This window comes from Sporomusa acidovorans (assembly GCF_900101845.1).
Classification (GTDB): domain Bacteria; phylum Bacillota; class Negativicutes; order Sporomusales; family Sporomusaceae; genus Sporomusa; species Sporomusa acidovorans.
Genome location: NZ_FNAM01000057.1, coordinates 20,058 through 29,985, shown reverse-complemented (window position 1 = coordinate 29,985; position 9,928 = coordinate 20,058). Strand labels below are relative to the sequence as shown.

General features: G+C 37.8%; 10 protein-coding genes, 1 CRISPR repeat array and 1 riboswitch. Of the genes, 1 reads left to right on the top strand and 9 read right to left on the bottom strand.

Annotation, left to right across the window (positions count from 1 at the left end):
* The first annotated feature begins 295 nt into the window (after positions 1–295).
* Positions 296–766 carry a Bug family tripartite tricarboxylate transporter substrate binding protein gene (locus BLR65_RS25120; RefSeq protein ID WP_143122656.1) on the top strand — a complete coding sequence of 157 codons (471 nt, stop codon included), beginning with the start codon at positions 296–298 and terminating at the stop codon, positions 764–766.
* A gap of 126 nt (positions 767–892) precedes the next feature.
* Here the strand turns inward: BLR65_RS25120 and BLR65_RS25115 are convergent, their stop codons facing one another.
* From BLR65_RS25115 to BLR65_RS25085, 9 genes are all read right to left on the bottom strand, one after another.
* Positions 893–1,261: a response regulator gene (locus tag BLR65_RS25115; protein WP_093797007.1), complete on the bottom strand. Its 369-nt coding sequence runs from the start codon at positions 1,259–1,261 to the stop codon at positions 893–895.
* Positions 1,262–1,483: 222 nt separating this feature from the next.
* Entirely contained in the window at positions 1,484–2,665 is a 1,182-nt protein-coding gene (locus BLR65_RS25110; protein ID WP_093797005.1) for a GGDEF domain-containing protein, read from the bottom strand.
* 316 nt (positions 2,666–2,981) lie between these two features.
* Entirely contained in the window at positions 2,982–3,884 is a 903-nt protein-coding gene (locus BLR65_RS25105) for a chemotaxis protein (RefSeq protein ID WP_093797003.1), read from the bottom strand.
* A gap of 132 nt (positions 3,885–4,016) precedes the next feature.
* The gene (locus BLR65_RS25100) at positions 4,017–5,732 is read right to left on the bottom strand and encodes a methyl-accepting chemotaxis protein (RefSeq protein ID WP_093797001.1); all 1,716 of its coding nucleotides are present in this window, start codon (positions 5,730–5,732) and stop codon (positions 4,017–4,019) included.
* Entirely contained in the window at positions 5,729–5,872 is a 144-nt protein-coding gene (locus BLR65_RS30140) for a hypothetical protein (protein ID WP_169716703.1), read from the bottom strand. Before BLR65_RS30140 ends, BLR65_RS25100 begins: the two co-directional genes overlap by 4 nt.
* Before the next feature lie 57 nt (positions 5,873–5,929).
* A riboswitch (cyclic di-GMP riboswitch) is annotated at positions 5,930–6,016 on the bottom strand.
* Between the two features lie 1,136 nt (positions 6,017–7,152).
* Complete coding sequence (locus tag BLR65_RS25095) at positions 7,153–8,094, bottom strand: Bug family tripartite tricarboxylate transporter substrate binding protein (RefSeq protein WP_093797011.1); 942 nt, start codon at positions 8,092–8,094, stop codon at positions 7,153–7,155.
* A gap of 212 nt (positions 8,095–8,306) precedes the next feature.
* Positions 8,307–8,453 carry a hypothetical protein gene (locus BLR65_RS30135; protein WP_169716704.1) on the bottom strand — a complete coding sequence of 49 codons (147 nt, stop codon included), beginning with the start codon at positions 8,451–8,453 and terminating at the stop codon, positions 8,307–8,309.
* Positions 8,454–8,832: 379 nt separating this feature from the next.
* Positions 8,833–9,156 carry a type II toxin-antitoxin system PemK/MazF family toxin gene (locus tag BLR65_RS30130; RefSeq protein WP_169716705.1) on the bottom strand — a complete coding sequence of 108 codons (324 nt, stop codon included), beginning with the start codon at positions 9,154–9,156 and terminating at the stop codon, positions 8,833–8,835.
* Positions 9,153–9,398 (bottom strand): AbrB/MazE/SpoVT family DNA-binding domain-containing protein, encoded by a 246-nt coding sequence (locus BLR65_RS25085; RefSeq protein WP_093796999.1) that lies wholly within the window; start codon positions 9,396–9,398, stop codon positions 9,153–9,155. The genes BLR65_RS30130 and BLR65_RS25085 overlap by 4 nt, the downstream gene beginning before the upstream one ends.
* A 169-nt stretch (positions 9,399–9,567) precedes the next feature.
* Positions 9,568–9,924: a CRISPR direct-repeat array (repeat unit 30 nt; unit sequence GTTTCAAATCCTTATAGGTAGCCTAACAAC).
* Positions 9,925–9,928 lie beyond the last annotated feature (4 nt).

Sequence of the window (9,928 nt, the reverse complement as noted above, 5' to 3'; positions counted from 1 at the left end):
GCGGTTTCAAATCCTTATAGGTAGCCTATTAACCCATCGAACGCAAGAAAACACGGGGCTTTATACTTTTTCTTGTTTTGACTATATTCTTCTTGCTTAAACTTTAAACCGCGGAAAAGCTGAACTGTCTTGTCGTCGACCTCCCGGCATTTTTGCGCTACCTTATATCGACGACATGTTTTACTCCTAGTTAGGTTTATGAAATGTATTCTGTCATAACTTGGTATTTTCCTCCTGAAGTTTTTTGGTTTCTATAGATATCCTTCCATACTCCAAAAAGAACCACACTTCATTTGTGAAGGTTGGTTCTTTTTTAGAAAACTTAAAGAAGCGTAGGAATGCACATTTTGCTTCGCAAAAACATAATAAAAGAAGCAAAATGTACGTCCCCATGCTTCTAAAAGAGCACGTAAAAAATGGTACAATCAGAGTACTGGGAGTGGTCAATGAGAATAGAGTAACTATCCCGGGTTTTGAAAATGTGCCAACCTTCAAAGAACAGGGAATCAATGTTACATTAAACTTTTGGTCAGGAATTGCTGCTCCCAAAGGTCTGCCATCGGCCGAAAAAGCAAGATTGACAGAGGGACTTCGAGCAATGGTCAATGATCCTGAATTTAAGAATAATATGGAGGAACTGGAAATGTCAGTCCAATATATGGACCCTGACGAGTTTGGTGCAAGATGGATAGAAGATAATGTTAAACTTTCTAAAATTGTAAAAGAAACCGGTATTGCAGATTTAATAACTAATCAAAAAAAATAATATTAACAATTTGAACACGCCCCCTAAAGCTAGGAACGTAACGGATTTTGAAGTTTATAAGTTAATAAATAACTTCACTTCTTTTCCAAGCTCGTTGACAACCAATAATTTATGCTCATATTTATATTAGGTGTATAATTTAAGAAATGTCTCCAGAAATTTTTCTTTAGTAAAAGGTTTTACTATATATCCATACACCCCGAAACCTATAACTATTTTTACTGTTGATATATCATTTTTTGAACTACATACGATAATTTTAGACTCAGGAGACAATATTGTCATATCCTTCAGGACATGTAAACCTTCTTTACGTGGCATTGCTATATCAATCGTAACAATGTCATACTTAGTTCCTTTGGGTAGCCTCTTGATTTTATTGATTGCTCCCATACCAGTTTCCGACTCGTCAATCTTTTCTATGCCTAATTCTGTGAGGAGATTTCTAATTGTTTCCCGGTACATTTCTGAATGATCAACTACTAATACACGCATTTAATTCACCTAAATATTTATCGATAGAGTCGTTTTTGAATAAGCTATTAAAATAACCTGTTGCACAATAACGGAATTCTTTCTGAGTAGAAATAAGCCACCCTAGCACTTGAGTTAGGGTGGCTATTCTGTAGTTATAATATTACCAGATTTATTTATTATACTCAATAATGGTAGTTTTAATCCGGAACTTCCTACATTCGGTCAATTTTATTTACCATATTAAGGTTTGACCATAAAGCAGACATTTCCATAAGGACTATATACTAATGATTTATTCCGTCCTGATCGCTTGGCAGCATACAAGGCAGAATCAGCCTTTTGAATCAAACTCTCCTTATCCGCTGAATTAGTAGGATAACACGCGATACCTATAGATATTGTAACTTTTCCTTTTGGCATTTCTTCGCAACCATAGAATTGATGTTGTTCGATTTTTCTCCGTATCTTTTCGGCAATTTGAAGCGCTTCATACTCGGAACAATCCGGTAAAACAATCGCAAATTCTTCCCCTCCATAACGAGAAGCAATATCTTGGGGGCGGATACTTTCCAAAAAAAATCTTGACACTTCCTGCAATAAGGCATCTCCGGCCTGGTGACCAAAATTATCGTTGTATTTTTTGAAATAGTCGAGGTCAAGCATTAGCAAACACAGCATTTTTCTGCTCTTTTTCGCGCTATCCAGAGCCTTAGCCAATTCATATTGAAATTTATTATGATTAAAAAGTCCTGTCATACCATCAACATCGGCTTTTAATCTCAGTGCGTCATAATCTTTTTGATGCTTGATAATATTATTTATGGCTCGGTCGTAAGCGACTGCCGCCAATGTATTACAAGTTACTAAAGCAACCAAAATATTGTAAAAATTATTAGGATGATCAAGGGGAGATAAATATAAAAAAGCATGAAAATAATGGGTATTGATAGCAAAAATCGTCATCGAAACTAACGTGCAGGTTATAGTAGCCATAACCATACCAGTAGTATGAGATCTTACCTGCTTGATAATAAAGAATGATAAAGGGCCACAAATTAACGCTGCTGGTAACCATGCGATCCAGCCTAAGCCTCCCAGCATTACCCGAAATATGCCTGTCATTGCACCAACCAAAAATGCATTGAAAGGCCCCAAGTATGCACTAGTTAAGATAATCGTTGCTATTCTTAGGTCAACAGTCACGTCGGGAATTTGGTTGAACTGGATTGGCACCAACATTGAAATTAAAGCTAGTAAGCTGAAAAATAATATTCCTTTGGGATAGAATTTAAAATAGTTATGCCTTAATTGATTTGAGAGAATTACCGGCATAAATAAAGAAATAATCGTATATAGGAGAGCTAGATTTTGTAGTAATTCATATATAATCGGAAGCAAGCTGATATCCTTAAAGATTATCATATATATTCTCTCCTACTTCTCGTATAAAATAACTTACTTAATCATCGTATGAAAAGAAGCATTTATTAAGAGAAATTTGTCGAATATTGAAATCAAAAGTCAAAATAATATAGAATAGGTACAATCAAAAATTCTTCTAACGAATCCAATAATAGAGAGGCAATAAAGATATAATTACAGGAAAATTTATTAAGCTTAAACCGCAAAATAAAACCCAGTAACATGGGACTTGCTGTTGTTATCTGGGTTTTATTAATCGAATAATGACATTTAAAGATAAATAATAATGTTAAGTGGATTTGTAGTCAACCTTTGATTACATCGCAATCTTTTTATCTACAATACTGATTAATTGTTCAATCTCAGGCTTAGTAATTTGTGCGTACGCCCCCAACGCTTCCCCTTTTCTTCTCATTTCCTCATTAATTAATGAGGAAAAAATGATTACCGGTAATGCTCTTAAGTTTTGGTCCTCTTTGATTCTTTTAGTAAGATGATGGCCATCCATCTGTGGCATTTCAATATCGGTAATCACCAGTTGTATCTGCTCTACCACTGATTTCCCGTTTCTCGCAATAGCCTCCAATTTATTCCATGCCTGTTGTCCGTTATCTGCAGAAATCGTGTTATAACCGGCTGTTTGCAAAGTTTTGAGCAACAATTCTCTTAACATGTGTGAATCTTCCGCTACCAAAATAGTTTTGGTCTTGCGGATAGTAACCAACTCTGCCGACGAAACAGGTATAGCCGATAATTTTTTGCCGATTTCCGGGTTAACTTCTGATAGAATCTTTTCGAAATCTAATAAAATAATTAAACGGTTCTCCATCTTTACTATCCCGACAACCCGGTCGGAGTCTGAGATATTCGGGGCTGGTTCCATCTGTTTCCATGATATGCGGTGAATTCTCGATACTTCATCCACCTTAAAACCACTAAAAACGCCATTCATTTCAGTAACAATTATTTTAGACGTAACGGCTTGTGTTTCACTGCTCAAACATTTTGCCAAATTGACAAGCGGCATTATTTTACCGCGCAAGGTAATGATCCCATCAATATACGAATGAGCATTGGGCACTGCGGTAATAGGAACTAGATTTATTATTTCCCTGACTTTGGCTACATTAATGCCATAGAAAACGTTGCCTATGGAAAACTCAATAATCTCAAATTCATTTGTACCTGACTCAAGTAAAATACCCTTATTGTTTCCCATGACACTACTCCCCCAATTAAATAGTCGCTGGCATTAAGGAAGCCCAATCTAGGACCATGGGCTTTCCCTATACCACTGCATGTTCATTATTTCAATTGTAGCTATAAGTTTCTTTATTCAGGTACTAATCACTTAAACTTGAAACTTATTGACTGCGTCCCTTAAATCCATAGCAAGATTAGCTAAAGCTTGGCTGGAAGCAGCTATTTCCTCCATTGATGCAGATTGCTCTTCGGTAGCGGCTGAAACGCTTTGTGCTTCGCCGGAAGCTTTTTTACTTAACTCATCAATTTGGTGTACTGAACTGACAATCTGCTGACTGCCGGTTGCCATTTGGTCTACGGCCGTAGACATGTCTTTGATCTGATCGGATACTTGCGTTACTAACTTAGCAATTTCATTAAAAGCTAGACCTGAAGCATTGACTATCTCTGCTCCCATTTTAACTTCCTGAGAACCTTCCCCCATAGCGATAACCGCTTTGCCGGTATCCCCTTGAATTTCTCCGATAAGTATAGCAATTTGCTTGGCAGCTTCCTGGGATTGCTCAGCCAATTTACGTACTTCTTCTGCTACTACAGCAAACCCGCGTCCCTGCTCTCCTGCCCGTGCTGCTTCAATGGCGGCATTCAAGGCCAGAAGATTGGTTTGACCAGCAATACCGGCAATCGTATCTACAATCTGGCCTATTTCTTTCGACCGTTCGCCGAGTTTAGCCACTATCCCGGCAGAACTCGTAACTGTCTGTTCAATGTGTGCCATTTGCCGTACCGCTTTATCTGCTGCAATATTACCTTCATTGGCCTTTTGTGCGGCTAAAGCCGATTGTCCTGATACGTCGCTGGCGTTAGCGGCAATTTGCTGGATACCCGCCGACATCTGCCGTATGACTGCCGAAGCATCTCCGGTTATACCCAACTGTTCTCCCATGCCTTGCGCCACAGCGACAATAGAGCCAGCCACCTGCGTGGCCGCCTGAGCCGATTGATCAGCGCTAGCCGTCAATTCCTCAGAAGCGGCAGCCACCTGCTCAACGGACACGTCAATTTTCTTCATCAGCGTACGGACATTGCTGCGCATAGCTACCAAAGAATCTGCCACTTTGCCGATTTCATCCTTTCTGATAACCCGACGCGGCTTATCACGAAAATCACCGGTGGCAAGTTCATCACAAACTAAGGTCAACTCATTTAGCGGTTGGGTTATGAGTTTTGTTATGTACCAGCTGCTCCCCCCCAATACGAGAAAAGCCAACAACAGAATCCCTAAGGTGATTTGGTTAGCTTTTCCAAAAGCCGCCTGGTTATCCTCGTTCATTTTTCGGGACAATTCGGTATAATAATCACTAAACTCGCGCATTAGCTCAATATATTCTGTAGACTGTTTATCCACATTAGCAACATATTGAGCATAGGCTTCGGCATTTTTATTTTGCATAGCTAAACTAACAACTTGCTCCCTTGCTTCACGGTACTTTTCTCTGGCCGTGTTTACTTTGTTCAACAAATCCTTAGCTTTAGCATCAAGATGAATTTTTTCAAGCTCTGTCAGATTAGCAGCAGCTCGTTTACCCGTATCTTCAATGATTGCTTTAAGTTGATTATTTTTATTATCATCGGTAGTAAGCATTAATTCCATGATTGCCGCATTGGCTCTGACAATAAGCATGCGATTTTCGTTTAAATCCCGAACAGGGATTAGTCTGTCCTTATACAGCGTATTCATAGTAGTGTTCGATTGCTGCAAGTAATAATATCCTGTGAAACCGATAACTCCTAACGCCAAAAAAGCAATAAAAATTAAAACTCCTAATTTGTATTTTACTTTCATATTGTTAAAAAAGATCATATTCTTTGCTCCTTAACATTTTCCACACATTTTTCGTCAGATACTACCGGCATTTCGATTTCTTTCAGGATTTCAGGAAGTTTTTTCATTAATTCCTCCAATTCTTCTTTTGTCATTTCAAAGTCTTGTTTATCTACCATAAGCCTCCCTCCTCTAAAATAATAAAAAACTGCCAGGGACATCATCATACAATTCTCTGATGCAACCTGGCAGTCATTGATAAAACTATCTTTAGACCCACGGCTTTGCGTCCTTATCTTTCAATAAGTTTGCCTTTAATACAGTATTTTTTGTTTTTTAGTGCATACTTACAACTAAAAACATCTTACTACTTAAGTTATCTTAAATATTTTTAGAATTTTCCATCTAATATCTTGAATTCCATTGCCACGTTAATTGTATTATCACTCCATTGAGTATTTACTTGTTATATAACTCAACTTTCGCAGCCCAAATTAGGCAGGAAAGCCTTAATATAGTTAGGTAGTCCTGTAAACCAGTGCTGGAGTTGACTTTTGATTAACTTTAAGACCGATTTCTTCACCTTATTGGAAACGTCATTTAGTATCTCAAGCAATTTAGAGATTATTGATAGAAATCTGCCGCTTCACTCTTAAGCATTCGATACCAACTATAAAAGCAAGAAACATGCCAAAGGCAACATAGTATTTATCACAAATAGGAAAAATGCCGAAATCTCTAGAACTACAGATGTGTACTCATTATTATCATTCTTTTATTTATACTCTGAAGATGTTTTATATGTGTTATTTTCATACCAGAAATTGCACAAGTGCGCAATTTTCGTGTGAAGTTTTTGGTGAAATCATTCTAAAAATATCAAAAAACATAAAAAAAAGACTTATGATGGTTGCATTCTATAATACTATACAATTTTATTAATAGGACAATAATAGAAAAGCCACCCACCAGTTACCTGGCAGGTGGCAGTGATCAGTTCGGTGCATTAAGCTACTGGAACCATTTTAAAGCTAATAATTTTTTCAAAAGCTAAATATAGGGTTTACGGCAGTTACTACATAGTAGTCCCCTGTACTGTGCAAGCACTAAAACGCCGAGTAGAATTTTAGCAATTTTCGATTGGTTAAACTCTTACTTCCGGGTCTAGCACTAATCGACCAACGTTTCAATTCCTTATAAATTAAAAGGAATGTACAATAGAAACATGTACCTCCTCTGGTTCCTTGTAAAAATCAGAAATTCAGGCTTTGCTTTTATGCATAAAACAATAGATTTATTTTGTTGTACGTGTATTCTGTCCCCAGGACTCGCACGGGACGTTTTCAACGATTCGTTTTAAACTAGGACGGACACGGACAAGTCTATTGAATTGAGAACGAATGAATCGTAAGTACCGTCCCCATGAGTCTTCTAAATCCTTTTTTTACTCCCAATTCCCCTATTTTTTTTGCTCCGCAATCTGGTCGACAATACCGGTCTCTTTTAGGACTTTTTCAAGTCTGGTATATTCGTTTATCCATTTTTCACTAAATTCTTGTGGCCCTATGTAATCTACCGACATTCCCATTTCTTCCGCAAGATTCTTAAATTCCGGATCGTTTACTGTTTTTTTGAAAATTTCAGCCAACTGTATCTTGACATCAGTTGGCAACGTTTTAGGCGCTGCAATTCCCTGCCAAATACTAAACGTAACATTTATTCCCTGCTCTTTTAACGTTGGTACATCCTTAAGTTCGGGAATAGTTGACCGTTTCTCAGATGCAACTGCCAACACTCGAACATTACCACTAGTAATATGCTCTTTTATTCCCGCGGTCCCAAACAAAAGTTGAATATGCCCGCCCAGCAGAGCAGCTATTCCTTCTGAATCTCCCCTAAATGGAACAGGTACAATACTAATGTCAGCCTCCTTAGCAAACATTTCCCCAGTAATATGCACAGCCAAGCCTACACCCGAATGGCCAAACTTTATTTCTCCCGGATGCACTTTTGCGAATTCGATTAATTCCCCGATATTTTGCCATGGCTGATCTGCTCTAACCGCCACAACTATGGGAAAGTCCGCTACCTGAACTATCGGATCTAAGGCCGTAACGTAATGATACCTTGTCTGACCATAAAGTGTTTGCAAAATTGTTCCAGTACCTACTGCACCAAGAGTATAACCGTCAGGATTAGCCCCAGCCAATTCATTCCAACCTATGTTACCTCCACCCCCTGGTATATTAGTAATAATCAGTGGCTGATCCATATATTTTATTGCCGTCTTCTCCATTGCCCGTACCATTATATCTGTACTTCCACCTGCAGTATAAGGAACAATAACCGTAATCGGTTTGACTGGATATTTCGCAGAAACAGCCTTCTCTTTATCTTTCATATCGCATCCTGTCATCGCCATTGTGGCCAAGAAGCACATAATTACTAGGAAAATAAGCTTCTTATATACCACACTGTCCCCCTCCTTATCATATTTTTGTATTATTTCTACAATAATACATTTTTTCCTTTTTTTGATATTCAGTAAACGTATTATAAAACAGAGTCTAGTCAATAAACAAGCCCCGCAAGTGCAGGGCTAGGAATAAGGCATTAATCCCCTTGGCTCTTTCCTTCTTCTCTTTTACGAACTATTTGAAGGATCTCGCTAACATTTCTATTTATTTCTCCGATTTGATTTTCCAATTTTTCCAATCGTTTTTTAAATGCACTCATGATATTACGATCTTCTTCAGACACAATTCCACACCTCCTGTTTTTACATAATATGTTCTTTAATAATAAAGTGACAAAAAAATATATCGCCCACCAGACGAACCCAGCAGGCGTGTGGTCACGAAATGTACTATGCTTCCTCTAAGTTAAATGTGGATAACGATTTCAGGATGAAACGATATTCTTCGGAACTGGGAACTAGTTCTCTGGACTGCTGCTATCTGATGGATCTATTGCTTACTTTACAAAGCCAGATCATATGGTTAGATGCAGATCCCCAATAATCCTTTACTACTTTGAAGGGCACCCCAAATTTTCTTAACCATCTTTTTTGAGCGCGTTTGTAGCCACTATCTAGAAAAAATTGATTAATCCCTTGTTTGGATAGCTCTGATTTGGTATGTTAATCTACCAACATTTCCTTTATTATGTCTTTTAATGTTATTATTTCCTCGGCACTTAAATTTCCAATAAAATCACATAACCGTGTCTTATCAATTGCTCGAATCTGATCCAACACGATCCATCCAGTTATATTGTCAATATCCATTTTTAGTCTCGTAGGGTATCTATCACGTCCCTTGCTTGTGACTGGTGCAATTATGATGGTTTTTAAGTGAATATTCATTTCTGGGGGCGAGATTACTACACAGGGTCTCATTTTATTGATTTCTGCACCTTTGGTAGGGTTTAAATCTACCCAATATACCGAATACTGATCAATCATTTATCCCATTCCTCCAAGATTTCAACGTCAATTTCTGGAATAAGTAATTGATCATCTCCGCGTTTGCTCATTTCCTTAAAAGCAGCAGACCAACCTTCGCGTGGTTGTTTTACTGGTCTTAAGATTATATTATTATGTCTAATTTCAATTTCGACTTTTTTGTCAATACCACATTGTTTAAGAATTGATGCCGGTAATCTTATTCCTTTTGAATTACCAATTTTAATAACATCTGCTTTCATCTAATCACCCTTTAACGTAATTACTTTGTAATTACATTGTAGCAAAATTAATAATGAAAAGCAAGTAACTACCACTGATTTTAAAAAATAATCTATAAGTCTTACTGCGTACGGAGTTTTTTGTTCTTAATCCCGTAAAAACTTTGAACTCATTGGGATGTTATATTTAGTTTCAATTCCTTATAGGTAGCCTAACAACTGGCGTAGGCTGAATGGTAGTACGGACAAGCCTTGGTTTCAAATCCTTATAGGTAGCCTAACAACGAATTTATAAATTGAGTTTTCGCAATGCGATTTAAAGTTTCAAATCCTTATAGGTAGCCTAACAACATTCGGAGAAGGTTAGGCGCCAGAAAGTCCATTTGTTGTTTCAAATCCTTATAGGTAGCCTAACAACGGTCAATGCGGGACCGCTGCAGCTTACCGACACAGTTTCAAATCCTTATAGGTAGCCTAACAACGGATTCTGCCCCCCAATTCTTTCGCCCTATCCTGCGTTTCAAATCCTTATAGGTAGCCTAACAACGCGG

Coding starts and splice junctions, on each gene's coding strand:
- BLR65_RS25115 (WP_093797007.1), bottom strand. CDS start 1,261: ATGCGTGTATTAGTAGTTGATCATTCAGAAATGTACCGGGAAACAATT.
- BLR65_RS25110 (WP_093797005.1), bottom strand. CDS start 2,665: ATGATAATCTTTAAGGATATCAGCTTGCTTCCGATTATATATGAATTA.
- BLR65_RS25105 (WP_093797003.1), bottom strand. CDS start 3,884: ATGGGAAACAATAAGGGTATTTTACTTGAGTCAGGTACAAATGAATTT.
- BLR65_RS25100 (WP_093797001.1), bottom strand. CDS start 5,732: ATGATCTTTTTTAACAATATGAAAGTAAAATACAAATTAGGAGTTTTA.
- BLR65_RS30140 (WP_169716703.1), bottom strand. CDS start 5,872: ATGGTAGATAAACAAGACTTTGAAATGACAAAAGAAGAATTGGAGGAA.
- BLR65_RS25095 (WP_093797011.1), bottom strand. CDS start 8,094: ATGAAAGATAAAGAGAAGGCTGTTTCTGCGAAATATCCAGTCAAACCG.
- BLR65_RS30130 (WP_169716705.1), bottom strand. CDS start 9,156: ATGATTGATCAGTATTCGGTATATTGGGTAGATTTAAACCCTACCAAA.
- BLR65_RS25085 (WP_093796999.1), bottom strand. CDS start 9,398: ATGAAAGCAGATGTTATTAAAATTGGTAATTCAAAAGGAATAAGATTA.